Genomic DNA, 19,946 nt, shown 5'->3' with positions numbered 1-19,946 from the left:
TCAGCCCGGGCGGCCGTCGATGCGCGGCCGCGACAGCACCGGCCAGTAGCGCACAGCATAGAGCCCGAAGCCCGCCGACCACAGCAGGCTGGACACCACGGTGGCGGGGACGAACAGCCCCGGCCACGGCAGCGGCAGCACCACGCGCACCAGCGCCGCCAGCGCGACCAGCCCGTAGCAGGCGACCTCGAAGCCGTCCGCCTTCAGCGGCCGCCCGGTGTGGCCCCGGGCCGTGCGGGTCATCATGCCGATCACCAGCCCGCCGACGGCGCCGACGGTCAGCGCATGCGTGGCCAGCGACGGCATCACCCAGCCCCGCTCGGCCAGCCCGCGCAGCAGCAGGTGCACCGGCACCCACAGGTAGGCCAGGTGAAGCACCCACAGCAGCGGCACCGGCAGGCTCTTCCACGGCCGCCACAGCAGCCAGCGCCAGGCATGGGCCACGCAGGCCGCGAGCGCGACGGCCATCGCCGGCCCGCCGCGCAGCCCGAGCAGGTCGCAGGCCGCCAGCGCCAGCACGCCGCCGAGCGCCGCCCGCTCGACCTGCGGATGGCGCGCGGCGCCCGCGCCGGGCAGGCCGTTGTTCGTGAACATCGGGATGACGCGCCCGCCCATCACGGCCAGGATGAACAGCACCGCGTCCAGCGCCAGCTGCACGCCCGGCCAGCCCGGCGCCGCCAGCACGCCCAGCTGCGCCAGATGCACCCAGCCCGCGGCCGCCGCGAACGCCACCAGCAGCGCGATGAAGAAGTAGTTGCGGCGGTTCTTCGCCCGCAGGAACGGCACGGCCAGGCCCAGCGCGGCGGCCAGCGGGAAGGCGACGTTCGCCACCGCCGCCGCCACCGCATGCGGCGTCAGCACCAGTACCCGCGCGGCCAGCCACAGGCCGGCCAGCGCGGCCAGCGGCCAGCCGGTGGGCGTGGGCAGGCCGGTCCAGTTGCGGCCCGCCGTGAACAGGAAGCCGACGATCACCGCCAGCGTGAAGCCGAACAGCATCTCGTGCGCATGCCAGATCGCGCCGGCCAGGTAGGCATGGCCCAGCAGCCCGGAGAACTGCAGCGCCCACAGCGGCACGGACAGCGCCGCGAAGACGCTGGCCAGCAGGTAGAACGGCCGGAAGCCGAGCGCGAACAGCGCGAAGCCGCCGGGGGCGGGCCGGGGCGGCTCGCCGATGTTCAGCAGGGGGGAAGTCATGTGTCGTTCTCCGCAGGGGCAGGACGGGGCGCGGCGCGCCCGAAGCGCCAGGCCAGCGCGGCGCCGGCCACGGTCAGCGCGAAGGCCGCGATGGCCGCCGCGTTGCCCAGCGCACCGGCGGCCAGCAGCCGGGCATCGACGCCGCCGCCCAGCAGCCGCAGCGCCAGCGAGGCCTGCAGCAGCGCCAGCGGCAGGTAGAACGCGCGGCCGAAGCGCAGCTTCACGCGCGCCACGGCCGGCAGGATCACCGGCGCGTGGCCCAGCATCATGCTGAACACGAAGCCGAGCGCCAGCGCATGCAGCGCCGCGTCCCGCAGCGGCAGGCCCAGCGCCGCGCCACCCCAGGCCAGGCCGGCGGCGAACAGCCACGCATAGCCCAGCAGCAGGCACACGGCCATGTAGCGGCTCAGGCCCTGCGCGCGCAGCGTGCGGCGCGCGATGTCGAAGGCCAGCAGCCAGGCGGCCAGCGCCGCCAGCGACAGCCCGTAGAGCAGGCCGCCCAACCCGCCCTGCACGCCGGACAGCGCCGCCCCCAGCACCATCGCCGCGAGGATGCCGGCCAGCGCCGGCGCGGCGGCCTGGCGGCGGCGCATCAGCCGGGTCATCTCCAGCCGCTCCGCCGCGATGGTGAGCGTCAGGAAGCAGAACCACAGCGGCACCACCGCCCCCGGCAGCACGGCCAGCGCATGCAGCAGGCAGCCCGCCGCCCAGGCCAGCGCCGCCGCGAGCAGCAGCGCGGTGTGCAGCGCCGCCTGCCGCCCGAGCACGACGAGGTTCACGCCGACGAAGCCCAGCGACGCGCCCACCGCCAGCCAGGCCGCCCCGGCCGGCCGGCCCGCGAGCAGCACGAGGCCGGCGGCACCGGACGCCAGCGGCGGCAGCCAGGCCGGCCAGCGCTTCACCGCCACGGCCCGCTCGGCGCCGATGACCGTGCCCATGAACGCGCAGATCACCAGGAAGGCATGCGCGGACACCGCGGCCCCCAGCCAGGCGCCGCCCGCCGGCAGCGCCACGCCCGCGCGCAGCAGGCCGCCGGCGATGCCCGCCGCCAGCGCCGCCAGCACGGCCGGTGCGAGGACGAACCGGACCAGGATGGAGCGGGCGCGCGGCATCCGGCTCACCATCCCATGAAGGCCCGGGCCGTGTCGCTCATGCGCTCGGCCGTCCAGGCCGGCTCCCACACCAGCTCGACGTCCACGCCCATGCCGGCCGGCAGCACCGGCGCCAGTTCCGCCTGCACGTCGGCGGCGACCAGGTCGGCCACCGGACAGGCGGCCGAGGTCATCGTCATCCGCACCCGCACGCGGTCCTGCGCCACCGACACGCCGTAGACCAGGCCGATGTCGACGATGGACAGCGCCACCTCCGGGTCGACCACGCGCCGCAGCGCCGCCAGCACCGGGCCGCGCAGCGCCTCCGGCCCGTCGTAGGGATAGGGCATGGCCGCCGTCATCCCCCGGCCTCCGCGGGCAGCCGCAGCACGCGGGCCAGCACCTGCCGGCGCGTGGTGATGTCGGCCAGCGTGTAGCCGTCCAGCACCGCCTGGAAGGCCGCCACGGCCTCCGCCAGCACGCCCTGGAGCCGGCAGTGCCCGTCGAGGGCGCACTGGCCGCCCTCGGCCGCGAAGCACTCGGCCGGCAGCGCCTGCCCCTCGGTGTCGCGCACGACGTCGCCGATGCGGATCTGCGCCGCCGGCCGCGCCAGCGTCAGGCCGCCGCCCTTGCCGCGCGCCGTCGCCACCCAGCCGCAGCGGCCGAGGTGATGCACGACCTTGGCCAGGTGGTTGAGCTTCACGCCGAAGGCCGCGCCGATCTCGCCCACCGTCGCCCGCCGGTCCGGCTCGGCGGCCAGGAAGATCAGCACGCGCAGGCTGTAGTCGGTGAACGCGGTGAGCCTCATGCCCGCCTCGCGCGCGCCGGCCCCGGGCGTTTCCTGGAAGGGACGGGCCATGCCATGGGCAGCTCCTTAACCTGCATTTCTGATGCAGGTATTTTGCGGAGCGGCGCGGCGCGGGGACTTGATGCCCGTCAAGCCGGGGCGCGAACGCCGCGATACCCGCCGCCTCCGTCCGCATTGCATACGATTGCAACAAGATAGATGAGAGGCACCTTGCAGGTGCGCCGAACCAGGCTGTAACAGCGATTGCTTCGGCAATACAAGCCCGAAAGCCATTTGCGTTCCACTCAGGGATTCCACTATGCATACGCATGCAACACCGCTTGTATCGTGGCTTCATGACGCAGATCAAACCGAACGCGAATCACGCGGGCCTGCCGTTCAGGCTGCCGCCCCGCCCGGCCGTCACCCGCATCCGCCAGGTCGACCCGCTGGCCCTGCGGGCCCCCAAGCCGGCGCGGCTGCAGGAGATGGCGGGCTTCGACGAGGGCTATGCCGACATCGTCGACTTCATCGTCCGCATCACCGAGGAGATCTGGGTCGACCGCGCCGTGGGCCGCATCTACGAGACCTACGACCACGCCTGCACGATCTACTCGCCCTACGGCGTGGTGCGCTCGGTGCAGGAGGTGGTGGCCTCGACGGTGGCGACGCTGAACGGCTTTCCGGACGGCGAGCTGCACCACCTGAACGTGGCCTGGGACGGCGACGACGCGCAGGGCTTCTACACCTCCCACCTGGGCTACAGCCGCTCCACCAACCTGGGCGCGTCGAACTGGGGGCCGGCCACCGGCCGGCGCATCGGCGTTCACTTCGTCGCGGACTGCGTGACGCGCGGCAACTTCGTCCACACCGAATGGCTGGTGCGCGACAACGGCGCCGCCGTCCGGCAGCTGGGCCTGGACCCGCACGTCGTGGCCCGCCGCATCGCCGACGCCCAACCCGGCGCCCAGCGCGTGCATTCCAGCCCCACCGCGCTGCTCGGGCAGGCGCCGCGGCCCGCGCTGCAGGCCGGCGACGACGGCGTGGAGAGCTGGGTGCGCGTGATGTTCGACCAGCTCTGGAACCAGCGCCGCCTCGACCGCCTGGGCCACTACTTCAGCACCGACTCCGTCTGCCACGCGGGCGGCGGCCGCGTCGCCGAGGGCCTGCGCAACCAGCAGGCGCTGATGCTGCTGGTGCTCGGCGCCATGCCCGACGCGCTGATGCAGGTCGACAAGGTGAGCTGGTCGGAAGAGACCGACGGCGTCATCGTCGCCGTGCGCTGGCGCCTGGAAGGCAGCAGCCAGCCCGGCGCGCTGTTCGGCGACTGCCCCGCCCACAAGCCGGTGCTGCTGAACGGCATGAGCCACCTGCGCCTGGCCGGCGCCCAGGTGGTCGAGCACTGGATGGTTTTCGACGAAATCGGTGCCCTCGCCGGCATCTACCGCGCATGAGCACGCCCATGACATCCGCCCCCTGGAACCAGCACCCCCAGGTGCGCTCGCCCGCCGGCCGCACCATCGGCGACCTGCTGGCGCCTCGCCCGCGCCAGCAGCCGCTGGCCGGCTTCGAGGACGTGTACGCCGACTTCGTCGACTACATCGTCCGCTGCACCCACCGCATCTGGGAGCAGAAGGACATCGGCCTGTGCCGCACCCACTACGCGGACGACGTGGTCATGCACACGCTGGCCGGCCCCAGCCGCGGCCGCGAATCCGTCGTGCAGGGCACGCTGGGCGCGCTGGCGGCCTACGCCGACCGCCAGGTGATCGCCGAGGACGTGATCTGGAGCGAAGACGCCCCGGCGCTGTTCTATTCGTCGCACCGCATCACCAGCCGCTCGACGCTGGAAGGCAGCGACGCGCTGTACGGCGCCGCCAGCGGCGCGGCGCAGATGGCCACGACCGTGGCCGACTGCCTGGTGCGGGAGAACCTGATCGTCGAGGAATGGCTGTTCCGCGACAACGCCCGCGCGGCGCTGCAGATGGGGCATTCGCCGCATGCCGTGGCGCTGGCCCAGGCCGAGGCCGACCAGGCCGGTGATCCGCAGCGCCACGCCTGGCGCCGGCAATGGATGGACCGGGTGCGCGCGGCCCGGCAGGCCTGGCCCGAGGCCGGGCACCCGGCCGAAGGGCCGATGCGCATGCTGCGCGCGGCCTGGGTCGACGACCTGTACGGCGAGGCCGCCGCCGCGGCCGTCTCGCCCAGCGTCGAGGTGTGCTGGCCGACCGGCCGCCGGGGCTGGGGGCGCGGCTACCTGATCGGCTGCCTGGTGCAGCTGCGCGCCCAGCTGCACGACTTCCACTTCAACGTCGAGCACTGGGCCGCGCGGCCGCTGCCCAACGGCGAAGTGGCCGTCGCGCTGCGCTGGGCCGGCTGCGGCGTGCACGCCAGCCAGGGCGGCTGGGGCGCGGCCAGCGGGCGCGAGATCCTGGTCGCCGGCAGCAGCCACTACGTGCTGCGCGATGGCCGCATCGTGCGCGACCAGACCGTTTTCGACGAACTGGCCGTGCTGCGCCAGGTGCTGGGCGGCCTGGGCGCCGTCGCCCCGGGAGAACCGACATGAACACCACCGACACCACGCCGCGGCTGCTGGCCGAACTGGGCGCGCTGCTGCGCGGCCTGCCCGGCGCTGCGGCACCGCTGGCGAACACGCTGACCGTGCAGGCCTGGGGCCACGAGACCTTCGGCCGCACCGATGCGCTGGACCTGTTCGCCCGCCATCCGCTGGCGCTGTCGGCCACGCCCCATGTGCTGGCCGCGCCCGGCGCGCTGATGGTGCTGGACGCGGGGCCGGACGGGCGCGCCATCGGCGTGTTCGCCGACGTGGCGGACGGCGTGCTCGCCCGCCTGTGGGTGGCCGGCCCGGTGGCCGCCGACGCCGTGGCCGAGCCGGCCGTGCCGGTGGCCAGCGACGACTTCCTGAGCCAGGACCGCAGCGCCTGCACCGGCGACCCGCAGGACCACCCCGGCCTGGACGCCTCGGCCTGGCCCCAGGTGCTGGCCGGCGCGCCCGCCGCGCTGCTGGCCGTGGGCGAGCCGGCGGCGGCCAGCAGTAGCCGCGCGGTCGTCGTGCGCGCCTTCGGCAGCGGCGACGCCTTCGCGGCGCTGTACACGCTGCGCGTGCTGGCCCCCGGCGTGCCGCGCCTGGCCCACCGCCGCTGGGCCGTGGCGGCGGGCCGCATCGGCGCCGACGGCGCCCTGCTCCACCGCCGACTCGCCGTGTCCGAGCCCTGGCCCGCGCCAGCGCCGGTCCTGTTCTGACGCCCACGCGTCTTCCACCGCCAGCCCTCGAAGAGAGCAAGCCATGCCGACCCACATCCGACGCCAGCCGCCCCTGCATCTGACCACCCTGGCCGCCCTGGTCTCGACCAGCTTCGCGCTGCCGCTGGCGGCGCAGACCGTGGCCCCTCCGCAAGCGGCCGCCAGCGCGCCGCGGGCGGCGCCCGACGAGCCCGCCAGCCTGGAGCGCATCGTCGTCACGGCGCAGCGCCGCGCCGAGCCGCTGCAGGCGGTGCCGCTGTCGATCTCGGCGCTCTCCGGCGCCCAGATCAAGAACGCCAACGTGACCAGCGCCGACCGGCTGGAGCAGCTCATCCCCGGGCTGCGCATGGGCCGCTCCGGCTCCGACCTGCGCCCGGCCATGCGCGGCACCTACACCGAGAACGTCGCGGCCAACGGCGACCCGCGCTTCGGCATCTACGTCGACGACATCTACCAGTCGCGCACCAGCCAGGTGCCGCCCATCGTCGACCTGGCGCGGGTCGAGGTGCAGAAGGGCCCGCAGGGCACGCTCTACGGCCGCAACAGTTTCGGCGGCAACATCGTCTTCCACTCCGCCGAGCCCACGGACCACTTCGAGGGCGGCCTGGACCTCGGCTTCGGCAACTTCGGCCGCAAGCGCGCCGAGGGCCATGTCAACGTGCCGATCTCCGAGGGCGTGGCGGTGCGCTTCGCCGGCCTGGCGGAAGACGCCAGCGGCTACGTGAAGAACATCGGCACCGGCAACGACCTGGGTGGCGAGTCGCAGAAGTTCGTCCGCGCCACGCTGCGCATCGCGCCCGCAGCCCGCCCCGAGCTGGAGGTGCTGCTGCGCGGCTCCTACCTGGACCTCGGCGGCGAGGGCCTGGGCGGCTTCGGCTACAAGATCCTCGGCACGCTGGTGGACCCCGGCCTGATCCGCAAGCCCGGCGAATCGCTGACCCACGGCGGCGCCACCTACGAACTGCCCAACGGCTTCAACGGCAACAGCTGGACCGGCGTGGGCATGCCCATCGACACCCGCTACCGCGACGGCATCGCCGACGTGGCCGGCGCCGACATCGGCATCCCGACGCTGGCCGACCCCTACACGGTGGACTACGCGGGCGAGGTCTTCCGCAAGGGCCGGCAGCAGCAGTACGGCGCCACCGTCAACTACGACGTCGGGCCGGTGCGGCTGCGCTCGATCAGCAGCTACACCGACTTCGACATCGTCCGCACCGGCGGCAGCCTGACGCCCGTGCTGCTGAACTACTCCTACGCGCAGACCGCCACGCGGACCTTCACGCAGGAATTCCAGCTGCTGTCCAACGACGAGAAGAGCCCGCTGCAGTGGATCGTCGGCGGCTACTACTTCAACGACACGGCCCGCGACCGCGGCGTCACCAACGTCAACCGCGGCTACGTCACCGCGACCGCGCCGGCCGGCCAGCAGTACTACCCCTTCGGCTTCACCTATGCGGCCTCGGGCACCGGCTTCGACCAGCGGGCCGCCTACGACAGCTTCGGCGCCCAGCAGCAGAAGACCCGCTCGCTGGCGGCCTACGGCCAGCTCTCGTACACGCTGTTCGACAAGCTGACGCTGACGGCCGGACTGCGCCACACCCGCGACGAGAAGACCGTGCTGGCCACGCGCTTCAACACCGCCGCCACCGGCCCCGGCGCCTACTTCGCGCACAGCATGGACGACCCGGTGGACTACCGCTGCGGCAGCTACGTGGCGGCGAACGCGGCGTCCGTGTCCGCGTCGGCCACCGCGGTGAGCCAGGCCTACAACTTCATCTGCGCCAACAACGCCTACAGCTACGACACCTACCGGCTGGCGGCGGACTACAAGCTCAACGCCGACCAGATGGTCTACGCCAGCTATTCCACCGGCGTCCACGCGGGCGGCTTCAACACCGGGCCGGTGAGCATCAACGGCGTGCCCACGCTGCTGCCGTTCGCACCGGAGAAGGTCAAGGCCTTCGAGGTCGGGTCGAAGAACAGCTTCTTCGACCGGATGCTGACGCTGAACGCCGCGGCCTTCGTCAACGACTACCGCGACCTGCACGCGCAGACCTCCATCCCCAACCCCAACTCGCCGCTGACCAGCGTCATCGCGCTGGTGCAGAACATCGGCAAGGACCGCGCCTACGGCCTGGACCTGGAGGCCGTGCTGCGGCCCACCCGCAACCTGCGCGCCACGCTGGCCTACAACTGGCTGAACGCCAAGCAGATCGACTACGCCGTCAACACCTTCAACTTCGGCGGCGCGGCCAGCTTCTGCGGCATCACGCCGAGCTGCGACGCCGCGAGCGGCGAGGCCAACACGGTGCAGGGCACGCCCTTCCCGAACTCGCGCACCGACGCGAACCGCTTCGTCCCGGTGGTGGACGCGAGCGGCGCGCCCGTGGTCACCGGCGGCGTGCCGCAGTACCGCTACGTGATCGCCGGCACCGGCCGCGATGGCACGAAGTACACGTCGAAGAAGGCCTTCTCGCCCAAGCAGACCTTCCAGGTCGGTCTGTCCTACGACATCCCGCTGGGCAACGCCGGCACGCTGACGCCCGAGGTGCAGGCCTACTACAACTCCGGCTACATCCTGACCGACCTGACGCCGGACTACGGCAACAACCCGTCCTACACCAAGACCGACCTGCGCCTGACCTACCGCAGCGCGGACCGCGACTTCCACGTGCAGCTCTACGTCAACAACGTGGAGGACAAGGCCATCATCACGCGCGCCTCCTACACCAACCACCGCGCGCTGCTGGTGAACTACGCGCCGCCGCGGACCTACGGCATCAACGCCGGCTTCCGCTTCTGAGCCCGGCGCCCCGAGGCCCTGACGACGCGGCGCGATGACCTCCTCCCCCGCACGCCCCCCGGTGAGCTGGCGCATGAAGTGGGCGTTCGGCCTCGGCAGCTCGGCCGAAGCCATCGTCATCACGACGACCAGCGCCTTCCTGATGCTGTTCTACAACCAGGTGCGCGGGCTGGACCCGGCCGCCATCGGCATCGCGCTGGCCCTCGGGCTGGCGGCCAACGCGGTGTTCGACCCGCTGATCGGCTCCTGGTCGGACCGCACGCGCTCGCGCTGGGGGCGGCGCCACCCGTTCATGTTCGCGTCCATCCTGCCGGCGGCCCTGCTGTTCTGGGGCCTGTTCAACCCGCCGGCCGGGCTGGGCGCGACCGGCCAGCTGGTCTGGCTGGCGGTGCTGAACGTGCTGCTGCTGCAGGCCATGACCGTCTTCCACACGCCGCACCTGGCGCTGGGCGGCGAGATGTCGGAGGACTACCTGGAGCGCTCCAGCATCATGAGCGTCAACACCTTCTTCCTGTGGGTGGGCGACACGGTCGGCTGGCAGCTGTGCTTCCTGGTGTTCTTCCGCGCGACCGAGGCCTTCCCCAACGGCGCGCTGGACCCCGCGCGCTGGCCGCTGTTCTCGGTGGCCATCGCCGCCATCGTCGGCGCCTGCCTGTTCATCTCCAGCGCCGTCACGCGCAAACGCATTCCCCACCTGGTGCAGCCGGCGGTCGGCACGCCCGGCTTCAGCGCCGGCGAATGGATGCGCGACATCGGCCGCGTGCTGCGCAACCGCAACTACCTGGTGCTGCTGGTGGGCTTTTTCTTCCTGTCGCTGATGACCGGCGTCCGCGGCGGGCTGTGGATCTACACCAGCACCTACTTCTGGCAGCTGCGCAACGACGAGCTGGCGTTCTTCTCGATCGGCAGCCTGTGCGGCTACCTGTTCGGCTCCTGCGTCGTCACGCGGCTGCACCAGCGCTTCGAGAAGCGCTGGACCGGCATGGCCGCGCTGCTCGTCTACTGCATCGGCCCGGCGCTGCCGCTGGCGCTGGGCTACTTCGGCCTGCTGTCGGCGCAGACGCCCGGGCTGCTGGCCATCCTGATCGCCTTCTCGCTGCTGCAGCACGCGCCCTACAGCATCATGACGACGACCATCTACTCCGCGCTGGCCGACATCGCCGACGAGAACGAGCTGAAGTACGGCCTGCGCCAGGAGGGCGCGCTGTACGCCACGCGCACCTTCTTCGCCCGCGTCGACCAGGCGCTCGGCACCGCGCTGGCCGGCTGGGTGCTGGCGCTGGTGGCCTTCCCGGCCAAGGCCACGCCCGGGCAGGTGCCCGAGGCGGTGTTGACGGGCCTGGCCGGCGCCTATGTGCTCTCCGTGATCCCGGGGCTGGTGGCCTGCGTCTTCTACGGGATGCTCAACGTCACCCGCTCCACGCACGACGCCACCCGCGCGGCCATCGACGCCCGCAAGCGCCAGGCCGGCCCCGGCACCCAGCCCACCCCCAACCCTTCCGCCCCCTGACCCCCATGAGCCCCCACCTCGACAACAAGCGCCGCCTGACCGAGCTGCTGTACCGCCTGTCCGAATCCGACGGCACGGCGATCGACCAGACCCTGGCGGCGTTCTGCCACCCCGACGCCGTCTGGCGCATCTTCCACCCCTTCAACGAGCTGCACGGCATCGAGGCGGCCGGCGCCGCGTTCTGGGCGCCGCTGCGCGAGGCCTTCCCCGACTGGGAGGCCCGCATGGCCTTCATGCTGGCCGGCGAGTACGAGGGCCGCGAGTGCGTCAGCACCTGGGGCGTGCTGATGGGCAACCTGGCCCGGCCCTGGCTGGGCATCCCGCCCACGCACGGCCTGTGCTCGCTGCGGCTGGGCCTCAACGTGGTGTTCCGCGAGGGCCGCATCGCCAAGGTCCACGTGCTGCTCGACATCCCCGACCTGATGCGCCAGGCCGGCTACTACCCCTTCCGCCGCATGCCCGGCTCGGCCGAGGCCTGGGCCTTCCCGCCCTGCGACAGCGGCGCGACGGCCGAAGGCATCGACCTCGAACTCGGCGCGACGACGCTGCAGCACGTCCGCGAGATGCAGCTCGGCCTGGCCAAGGGCGACGAGCTGAAGGACCTCGGCGCCACGCGCAGCAAGCACAGCCCGCACTGGCACAAGCACATGATGTGGTACGGCCCCGCCGGCATCGGCAGCAGCCGCGGGCAGCGCGGCTTCCTGGACTACCACGGCGCGCTGTTCATCCAGGCCTTCCCGGACCGGGAAGGCATCGTGCGCGACCACGCCGGCCCCGAGGACGCGCACGGCCACTACATCCGGCTGGGCGACGGCCACTTCGCCGTCACCGCCGGCTGGCCCTCGCTGTACGGCACCCACCTGGGCGGGCAGTGGCTGGGCCTGGCGCCGTCCGGCAAGCGCGTCGAGATGCGCGTGGCCGACTGGTACCGCACCGACCGCGACGGCAAGATCATCGACAACTGGGTCATGATGGACCTGCTGCACATCCTCCATCAGGCCGGCCTGGACGTCCTCGACGACCTCCGCTACATCGCCGACCCCAGCCTGAAGCGGTGGCCCGGATGACCCTCCGCCGCACCGCCCGCACGCCCCGCCGACCCGCCGCGGTCCGGCCCTCCCCCGTTTTCCCCAGGAGCACCCCATGATCCGCCATCTGAAGCGCGGCGCCAGCGCCGCCGCCCTGGCCGAGGCCGACGCCAAGGTCCGCAACACCGTCGAAGGCATCCTCAAGGATGTCCAGGCCCAGGGCGACGCCGCCGTGCGCCGCTACTCCCAGCAGTTCGACCAGTGGGATCCGGCCGACTTCACGCTGTCCCAGGCCGCCATCGAGGCCGCCGTCAGGCAGCTCAGCCCGCGCGAGCTGGAGGACATCCGCTTCGCCCAGGCGCAGGTGCGCCGCTTCGCCCAGGTGCAGCGCGACTCGATGAAGGACGTCGAGGTCGAGACCCTGCCCGGCGTCGTGCTGGGCCACAAGCACATCCCCGTCAACGCGGTGGGCTGCTACGTGCCGGGCGGCAAATACCCGCTGATCGCCTCCGCGCACATGAGCGTGCTGACGGCCAAGGTGGCCGGCGTGCCGCGCGTCGTCGCCACCGCGCCGCCCTACCAGGGCGCGCCGCACCCGGCCATCGTCGCGGCCATGCACTTCGCCGGCGCCGACCAGATCCTCGTGCTGGGCGGCGTGCAGGCCGTGGCCGCGATGGCCCTGGGCACGCAGAGCGTGAAGGCGGTGGACATGATCGTCGGCCCCGGCAACATGTTCGTCGCCGAGGCCAAGCGGCAGCTGTACGGCCGCGTCGGCATCGACCTGTTCGCCGGCCCGACCGAGACGCTGCTGATCGCCGACGACAGCGTGGACGGCGAGATGTGCGCCGTCGACCTGCTGGGCCAGGCCGAGCACGGCCCCACCTCGCCCGCCGTGCTGCTGACCACCAGCGAGCAGCTGGCGCGCGACACGATGCGGGAGGTCGAGCGCCAGCTGCTCAGGCTGCCCACCGCCGGCATCGCGCGCCAGGCCTGGGAGGCGCATGGCGAGGTCATCGTCTGCGACACCCAGGAGGAGATGCTGGCCCAGGCCGACGAGCTCGCCAGCGAGCATGTGCAGGTGCTCACCCGCGACCCCGACTGGTTCCTGCAGCGCATGACCAACTACGGCGCGCTCTTCCTCGGCCCGCGCACCAACGTCAGCTTCGGCGACAAGTGCATCGGCACCAACCACACGCTGCCGACCAACAAGAACGCCCGCTACACCGGCGGCCTGTGGGTGGGCAAGTTCATCAAGACCTGCACCTACCAGCGCGTGCTGACCGACGAGGCGAGCGCCGCCATCGGCGCCGTGTGCTCGCGGCTGTGCCACATGGAGAACTTCGCCGGCCACGGCGAGCAGGCCAACCTGCGCGTGCGCCGCTACGGCAAGCGGCCCGACCTGGCCTGGTACGAGCCGGTCGCGGCCCAGGACTGAGCAGGAGCCCGGCCATGACCCTGCCCCGCACCCCCAGCCTGCGCCTGGACGGCCGGCGCGCGCTCGTCACCGGCGCGGGCCGCGGCCTGGGCCTGGCCTGCGCGGCGGCGCTGGCGGAGGCCGGTGCCGAGGTGTGGCTGGCCGCCCGCAGCGCCGACGAGGTGGAGGCCGCCGCGCAGGCGCTGCGCGAGCGCGGCGACCGCGCCCATGCGCTGGTGCTGGACGTGACCGACGCCGACGCCGTGGCCCGGGCCGTCGCGCTGCACGGGCCGTTCCAGGTGCTGGTCAACAACGCCGGCACCAACCGCCCCAAGCCGTTCGAGGACGTCACCGAGGCCGACGTCGACCTGCTGCTGGCGCTGAACACCAAGGCGGCGTTCTTCGTAGCCCGCGCCGTGGCCGCCGGGCTCAAGCAGGCCGGCCTGCCGGGCAGCATCGTGCAGATGTCCTCGCAGATGGGCCACGTCGGCGCGGCCAGCCGCAGCATCTACTGCATGACCAAGCACGCGCTGGAGGGCATGAGCAAGGCGCTGGCGCTGGAGCTCGGCCCGCACGGCGTGCGCGTCAACACCGTCTGCCCCACCTTCATCGAGACGCCGCTGACCCGCGACTGGCTGGCCACGCCCGCCTTCCGCGAGCAGGTGCTGGGCAAGATCCCGCTGGGGCGCGTGGGCCGGGTGGAGGACGTGATGGGCGCGGTGCTGTTCCTGGCCAGCGACGCCGCCGCGCTGGTCACCGGCTCGGCCCTGATGGTGGACGGCGGCTGGACGGCCTCATGATGAGCGCCCCCCGACCACCCCGCCGCCCGGCGCCTCCCGTGAGCAAACACAACGTAACTTCCAACGACGTCGCGCGCCTCGCCGAGGTGTCGCAGTCCGCCGTCAGCCGCACCTTCACGCCCGGCGCCAGCGTGGCGCCGCAGACCCGCGCCCGCGTGCTGGAGGCCGCGCGCAAGCTGGGCTACCGGCCCAACGCCATCGCCAGCACGCTGAGCACCCGGCGCAGCCGCATGATCGCCGTGGTGCTGTCCAACCTGCAGAACCAGTTCTACCCCATCGTCATCGAGACGCTGTCGCAGCGCCTGCAGAAGGACGGCTACCACGTCCTGCTCTTCATCACCGAGACCGAGGACGCCGACGAGCTGCTGCTGGAGCTGATGCGCTACCAGGTCGACGGCATCGTGATGGCCTCGACCAACCTGTCCTCGGGCCTGGCGCAGCAGATGGCGGACGCGCGCATCCCGGTGGTGATGTTCAACCGCGCCAGCAGCAAGGGCAGCATCAGCACCGTCAGCTCCGACAACTTCGGCGGCGGGCGGGCGGTGGCGCATTTCCTGGCCGACGGCGGCCACCAGCGCATCGCCTACCTGGCCGGCGCCGAGGACTCGTCCACCAACCAGGACCGCGAGGCCGGCCTGCGCGCCGGCCTGGCCGAGCGCGGGCTGCGCGTGGCGGCCCGGGCGGTGGGCCACTATGAATTCGACCGCGCGGCACAGGCCACGCGGGAACTCTTCGGCGGCCCGGCCGCCGGCGCCGACCGACCCGACGCGCTCTTCGTGGCCAGCGACCACATGGCCTTCGCGGCGATCGACACGCTGCGCGCGCTGGGGCTGCGCGTGCCGCAGGACGTCTCGGTGGTCGGCTTCGACAACGTGCCCCAGGCCGCCTGGGGCGCCTACAGCCTGACCACCATCGAGCAAAGCGCCGCGCCCATGATCGAGGCAACGGTGCGCATGCTGCTGCAACAGCTGGACGACGACGCCGTCACGCGCGACCACGTCGTGGTGCCCACGCGCCTGGTGCTGCGCACGTCCGCCAGGCTGCCCCCTTCCTGACCGCTCCGGCCTTCCCGGCCTCAACCCAAGCCGTATCCATGATGCTGACCGCCACCGAACTCGCCCGCCGCCACATCCGGCGCGCCCAGTACGTCTCCTGCGACGAGGCCTTCGTCGACGTGCGCCTGCCGGGCAGCACGCCCAAGGAGAACTATTCCATCGTCGGCCCGGGCGTGACGCAGAACCCCAGCCAGGTCGTCAACCTGCGCGAGGCCCACGGCTTCAACATCGGCGCGGCGGGCATGGCCCCGGGCATCACCAACAGCCTGCACCTGCACTTCACGGCGGAGGTGTTCATCGCCTGCGAGGGCCGCTTCAAGCTGCGCTGGGGCGCCGATGGCGACGAGGGCGAGGCGGTGCTCGAGGAGGGCGACGTCATCTGCATGCCGACCTGGATGTTCCGCGGCTTCTCCAACTGCGGCAGCCGCCACGGCTTCCTGATGACGGTGCTGGGCGGCGACGACACCGGCGGCATCATCTGGAGCCCCGACGTGCTGCGCCGCGCGCGCAGCACCGGCCTCTACCTGGGCCGCGACAACCAGCTCATCGACGTGCCCGCCGGCGCCGCGCCGCCCGACGAGGCCCGCCTGCTGCCGCTGATGCCGGCCGACGAGGTGGCCGCGCTGCGCCGCTGGACGGCCGAGGAACTGCTGCAGCGCTGCGTGCGGCCCGCGCAGCGCGACTTCCGGCCCGCGACGCTGGACACCGCGATCGCCGGCCACGGCTGGCAGGTCGCGCCGCTGATCGGCTGGGGCATCAGCCAGCACCGCGAGCACCGCCCCGCCGTCGGCGAACCGCAGGGCTTCTCGGTCGAGTGGATCAAGGTGCCTGCGGGCCAGTGCAGCGCGCCGCTGCGGCTCGACGAGGCCGCCGTGCTGGTGCACGCGGACGGCCCGCTGTCGGTGGCGTTCAACCGCGGCGCCGACGCGCTGCGCGCCGACCTCGGCCCGTGGGACACGCTGTCGATGCCGGCCGGCTGCTGGCGCCAGTTCGTCAACACCGGCACGCAGGACGCCCATGCGCTGCTCGTCATCAACGGCGATGGCCGCAAGACGCCGCACTTCGACGCCGGCGTGCAGGCCGCCGCCGAGCAGGCCGACCTGACCCTGGACGCCGGAGGCCGGCTGGCGCGCAAGAGCCTGCTGCCCCCGGCGATGACGCTGTGAGCGCGGCGCCGCTGTTCGCGCTGCCCGGCACGCTGCTCGACGGCCGCAGCCTGGCCGCGATGCTCGACGGCCTGGCCGCGACCACCCTGCTGCTAGGCGACTGCGCCAGCCTCGAAGACGAGGTGGACCGCCTCGCCGCGCATGCCCCGGCGCCGGCCGTGTGGCTGGGGCACTCGCTGGGCGGCATCGTCGCGCTGCACCTCGCCAAGCGCCACCCGGACCGGGTCGCGGGCCTGGTGCTGCTGGGCAGCAACGCGCGCGCCGGCCGCGACACCCGCGAGGACCGCCGGGTCGCGCAATGGGCGACGGCCCAGCTCGACGGGCTGACCGCGCTGGTGTGCGACGACCTCGCGCCGGCCTACGGGCTGAAGGCCGGCGCCGACGACGCCATCACCGCATCGCTGGCCGCGCAGGCCGAGGCCATCGGCCTGGAGCGCTTCGAGCGGCAGCTCGGCTACGCCCGCGCGCGCACCGGGCTGCTGGCGCCGCGGCGGCCGCTGCGCTGCCCCGTGCTGGTGCTCAGCGGCGAGCGCGACGCGCTGTGCCCGCCGCTGCACGGCAACGAGATCACCCGCCTGGTGGAGCCGCCCGGCCGGGCCGAGCACCACACGCTGGCCGGCGCCGGGCACCTGTTCCCGATGCAGCAGCCGGACCTGGCGGCGCAGCACCTGCGCCGCTTCCTCCACACCCTCGACGAGGACGCCCGATGACAAGCCATCGACTGCTGGACATCTTTCGCGCCGGACGGACCGCCGTGGCCGGCTGGATCAGCCTGGACTCCGCCTACGCCGCGGAACTGGCGGGCTGCAGCGGCTTCGACGCCGTGGTGATCGACTGCCAGCACGGCATGGCCGGCCACGCGCAGATGCTGGCCATGCTGCAGGCGCTCTCGCACACGCCCGCCGTGCCGCTGGTGCGCGTCAGCCAGAACAACCTGGCCGAGATCAACCGGGCGCTGGATGCCGGCGCCTGGGGCGTGATCTGCCCGCTGGTCAACACGGCGGCCGAAGCCCTGGCCTTCGGCCGCGCCTGCCGCTACCCGCTGGACGGCGCGGCGGGCGACCGCTCCTTCGGCCCGGCGCGCGGCCTGCTGGTGGGCGGCGCCGACTACCCGCAGCAGGCCAACGCCGCCATCCTGGCGCTGGCGATGATCGAGACCCAGGCTGGCCTGGACGCGGTGGACGCGATCGCCGCCGTGCCGCAGATCGACGGCCTGTTCATCGGCCCGAGCGACCTGGGCATCGCCCTCGGCCTGGGCCCCGGCGCAAGCCACGAGCACCCGGTGCTGGCGACGGCCATCCGCCGCATCCAGCAGGCCTGCGCGGCCGCCGGCAAGGTGGCCGGCATCTGGTGCGGCAGCGCCGAGATGGCGCGCGCCATGCAGGCCCAGGGATTCCAACTGGTCGTCCCGGGCCACGACGCCATCTGGCTGAAGGCGGAAATCGCGCGGCGCCTGGCGGTGCTGCGCGCGGCGGGCTGAGCATGCGTGCGCTGGCGGCGGCCTGGCGCCGGATCATCGTCGCCCTCACCCTTGGCCTCGGCCTTGGTGCCGGCACCGCGGCACAGGCCCTTGCCCCGGTGCAGACGGACCGCTGGCTGGAGATGGACCTCTACTGGTTCGACCCGGCCGACGTCCAGGCCAGCGCGGACCGCTTCTGGGCCCGCTACGCGCCGCTGTACCGGGGCGTCTCGGGCCACCGGGGCATCGTGCTCAGCGTCGGCCTGACGGCGGACTTCATCCTCTCCTACGGCGGCGACCCGGCGCAGCAGATCGCGCTGCCCGGCACCCACGGCCAGGAGATCGGCCACTCGCTGCGCGGCCAGCTCGACGGCGACACCGCGCAGCGCCAGCGCGCCTGGCGCGAGCGCTTCCGCGGCGCGCCGCCTGCCGCGCACGCCGTGGCCTACGGCCGCTGGACCTACCGCGACCTGCGCCGCCTCGGCGACGCGATGCGGGAGCGCGCGCGCCGCGCAGGCATCGCCGACTTCAAGGTGGCCACCTTCGTGGTCGGATCGGACAACGCCTATGGCGAGCCCATCCCCTTCGTCCGGCGCCACCCCGAGGCCTTCACCCGCTGGGGCGAGACGGCCCCGGGCGCGCTGGGCTCCAGCAGCCACTTCGACCCGTCCAATGCGCTGCGCGCCGACCCCCGGCCGCTGGGCGGGCTGCCGCAGGGCATCCCGGAAGGCCTGCCGGTCCACGCGCTGTTCGCGGCCCAGTGGGGCGCGGTCGCCCGCGCCTGCGGGCTGGACGGCCTGATGCTGCGGGACTCCTTCAGCTTCCCGCGCGCCTACACCCGCTACGGACCCTGGGGCGCCTACCTGCCCGATGCCGCCACCGCCGAGCGCAACACCGCCGGGCTCGCCGCGCTGCTGCGCGGCGTCAAGCAGGCCGCGCCGCACACGCTGACCATGATGTACTCGACCGCCGCGACGGCCACGGCCGACTGGCGCGCCAACGGCATCGACCTCGAACGCATCGCCCGCGAAGGCCACCTCGACATCTTCGTGGACCAGACCTGGGCGGGCGCCTGGGGCGAGGTCGGCGTGCGCGAGCAGACCTTCTGGAACGCACCGCTGCTGGGCTGGACCTACCAGCTCGCCACGCTGCTGATGCACGCCGCCGTGCTGGCCGACACGCCGGTGCGGCACTACCCGCTGATCGAGACCTTCGACGCCTGGGAGAGCTGGGACACCATCCACACCGCGCCGGCCCGGCTGCGCTGGGCCATCTGGGCCTATTCGCATGCCGGCGTCAAGACGCCCCGGGGCCTGCGCATGCCGGCCGGGGCCTACATCTCCTGGGGCCACCACGGCGAAGCGCTGCTGGACGAGCGGGACGTGGCCTTCCTCGGCGGCGAGCTGGACGCGGCCGCCGCCGACGCCGCGCAGACGGCGGACATCGCCGGGCCGACGCTGGTCTACTCGCGCGACGCCATGGCCGCGCAGTTGGCCCGCATCGGCCCCGGCTTCGACCCCCGCGACCGGCTCGACGAGCAGCTCGGCACCCTCATCAAATGGCCGCTGCCGCTGCTGTCCGCGACGCGCGCCGAATGGCTGCCCCAGGTGCGGTCGGACCTGTTCGTGTTCGGCGCCACCACGGGCCTGCCGCCCGGCCAGCTGGCCGACATCGAACGGCTGGCCGGGCAGGGGCAGGCCCTGGCCTTCTTCGGCGCCGTCGCGGCCGGCACCCATCCGGCCCTGTCCGGCCTGCTGGGCGTGTCGAGCACGCCCCATCGGCCCCGGGTACAGGACCGCATGCTGCGCGCGACGCCCGGCGCCGCCTGGCCGGCCCATCTCGCCCATGCCGGAGCCTTCGACGCACCGCCGCCGGCCACGCACCTGAAGGCCCCCGACGCCACCGTGGTCTACGGCTTCGGCGAAACGGCCGGCCTGGTGCTCGACCAGGCCGGCAGGCGCAACCTCGCGCTGTGGGACCCGGTGCCCTTCTTCGACTACTGGTACCGGCCGCTGAAGGACCTGCTCAACGGCGATCCGACCCCTTACGCGGTGGCCGCGGCCACGCTCAACGGCCAGCTCGCCAAGGCCGGGGCCTTCGGCGCAGCGGAGGTCGACGTGGCGCAGTCCGGCACCGTCGCGGCATGGACCCGGCATGACGGCGGCGTGCGGCTGCTGGCCGGCAACCTGGAAGAAGGGCTGCGCGACGACGCCGACCGCCGTCGCCACCTGTCCCTCAGGCTCCCGCCGGCCTGGCAGGCCTGCCGCTGGCAGTCGGCGGGCGGCGACGTGCCGCCACCGCCAACCGGCGCAGCCCGGATCCGCATCGACCTGCCGCCGCAGGGCAGCGCGCTGTTCAGCTGCGAACGGTGA

Annotated in this window: 17 protein-coding genes; 13 read left to right on the top strand and 4 right to left on the bottom strand. The window is 73.3% G+C overall.

Annotated elements, in window-relative coordinates:
• From QM788_RS12545 to QM788_RS12530, 4 genes are read right to left on the bottom strand one after another with little or no spacing between them, the layout of a single operon-like run.
• Positions 1-1,194, bottom strand: coding sequence for an NnrS family protein (locus tag QM788_RS12545; protein WP_415661812.1), 1,194 nt, complete (start codon positions 1,192-1,194; stop codon positions 1-3).
• Positions 1,191-2,306, bottom strand: coding sequence for a hypothetical protein (locus QM788_RS12540; RefSeq protein ID WP_415661811.1), 1,116 nt, complete (start codon positions 2,304-2,306; stop codon positions 1,191-1,193). Before QM788_RS12540 ends, QM788_RS12545 begins: the two co-directional genes overlap by 4 nt.
• A gap of 5 nt (positions 2,307-2,311) precedes the next feature.
• Positions 2,312-2,635 (bottom strand): metal-sulfur cluster assembly factor, encoded by a 324-nt coding sequence (locus QM788_RS12535; RefSeq protein WP_415661810.1) that lies wholly within the window; start codon positions 2,633-2,635, stop codon positions 2,312-2,314.
• Between the two features lie 8 nt (positions 2,636-2,643).
• A complete protein-coding gene (locus tag QM788_RS12530) occupies positions 2,644-3,144 on the bottom strand; it encodes an Rrf2 family transcriptional regulator (RefSeq protein ID WP_415661809.1) in 501 nt (166 codons plus the stop codon).
• Positions 3,145-3,428: 284 nt separating this feature from the next.
• Between QM788_RS12530 and QM788_RS12525 the strand changes: the two genes are divergently transcribed.
• The 13 genes from QM788_RS12525 (at position 3,429) to QM788_RS12465 (ending at position 19,946) form a co-directional block, all read left to right on the top strand.
• Complete coding sequence (locus QM788_RS12525; RefSeq protein ID WP_415661808.1) at positions 3,429-4,526, top strand: ester cyclase; 1,098 nt, start codon at positions 3,429-3,431, stop codon at positions 4,524-4,526.
• A gap of 8 nt (positions 4,527-4,534) precedes the next feature.
• Complete coding sequence (locus QM788_RS12520; protein ID WP_415661807.1) at positions 4,535-5,638, top strand: ester cyclase; 1,104 nt, start codon at positions 4,535-4,537, stop codon at positions 5,636-5,638.
• A complete protein-coding gene (locus QM788_RS12515) occupies positions 5,635-6,336 on the top strand; it encodes a hypothetical protein (RefSeq protein ID WP_415661806.1) in 702 nt (233 codons plus the stop codon). Before QM788_RS12520 ends, QM788_RS12515 begins: the two co-directional genes overlap by 4 nt.
• Positions 6,337-6,379: 43 nt before the next feature.
• Positions 6,380-9,142, top strand: a complete 2,763-nt coding sequence (locus QM788_RS12510; protein ID WP_415661805.1) for a TonB-dependent receptor — start codon at positions 6,380-6,382, stop codon at positions 9,140-9,142.
• A gap of 34 nt (positions 9,143-9,176) precedes the next feature.
• Positions 9,177-10,652: an MFS transporter gene (locus QM788_RS12505; RefSeq protein WP_415661804.1), complete on the top strand. Its 1,476-nt coding sequence runs from the start codon at positions 9,177-9,179 to the stop codon at positions 10,650-10,652.
• 5 nt (positions 10,653-10,657) lie between these two features.
• Complete coding sequence (locus tag QM788_RS12500) at positions 10,658-11,719, top strand: ester cyclase (RefSeq protein WP_415661803.1); 1,062 nt, start codon at positions 10,658-10,660, stop codon at positions 11,717-11,719.
• A 76-nt stretch (positions 11,720-11,795) separates the two neighbouring features.
• Entirely contained in the window at positions 11,796-13,115 is a 1,320-nt protein-coding gene (hisD, locus tag QM788_RS12495; protein ID WP_415661802.1) for a histidinol dehydrogenase, read from the top strand.
• A gap of 14 nt (positions 13,116-13,129) precedes the next feature.
• Positions 13,130-13,894: an SDR family NAD(P)-dependent oxidoreductase gene (locus QM788_RS12490; RefSeq protein WP_415661801.1), complete on the top strand. Its 765-nt coding sequence runs from the start codon at positions 13,130-13,132 to the stop codon at positions 13,892-13,894.
• Positions 13,895-13,932: 38 nt separating this feature from the next.
• Positions 13,933-14,949 (top strand): LacI family DNA-binding transcriptional regulator, encoded by a 1,017-nt coding sequence (locus tag QM788_RS12485; protein WP_415661800.1) that lies wholly within the window; start codon positions 13,933-13,935, stop codon positions 14,947-14,949.
• Positions 14,950-14,987: 38 nt separating this feature from the next.
• Positions 14,988-16,115: a hypothetical protein gene (locus QM788_RS12480; protein ID WP_415661799.1), complete on the top strand. Its 1,128-nt coding sequence runs from the start codon at positions 14,988-14,990 to the stop codon at positions 16,113-16,115.
• On the top strand, positions 16,112-16,825 hold the full coding sequence (locus tag QM788_RS12475; RefSeq protein ID WP_415661798.1) for an alpha/beta fold hydrolase: 714 nt from the start codon (positions 16,112-16,114) through the stop codon (positions 16,823-16,825). The genes QM788_RS12480 and QM788_RS12475 overlap by 4 nt, the downstream gene beginning before the upstream one ends.
• Positions 16,822-17,595: an HpcH/HpaI aldolase family protein gene (locus QM788_RS12470; protein WP_415661797.1), complete on the top strand. Its 774-nt coding sequence runs from the start codon at positions 16,822-16,824 to the stop codon at positions 17,593-17,595. Before QM788_RS12475 ends, QM788_RS12470 begins: the two co-directional genes overlap by 4 nt.
• A gap of 98 nt (positions 17,596-17,693) precedes the next feature.
• A complete protein-coding gene (locus tag QM788_RS12465) occupies positions 17,694-19,946 on the top strand; it encodes a hypothetical protein (RefSeq protein ID WP_415661796.1) in 2,253 nt (750 codons plus the stop codon).

The organism is Roseateles sp., from assembly GCF_047654785.1.
In the GTDB taxonomy this organism is placed as follows: domain Bacteria; phylum Pseudomonadota; class Gammaproteobacteria; order Burkholderiales; family Burkholderiaceae_C; genus Pelomonas.
Note: the sequence above shows the minus strand (reverse complement) of the source record. Positions and strands in the feature narration are given on the sequence as shown.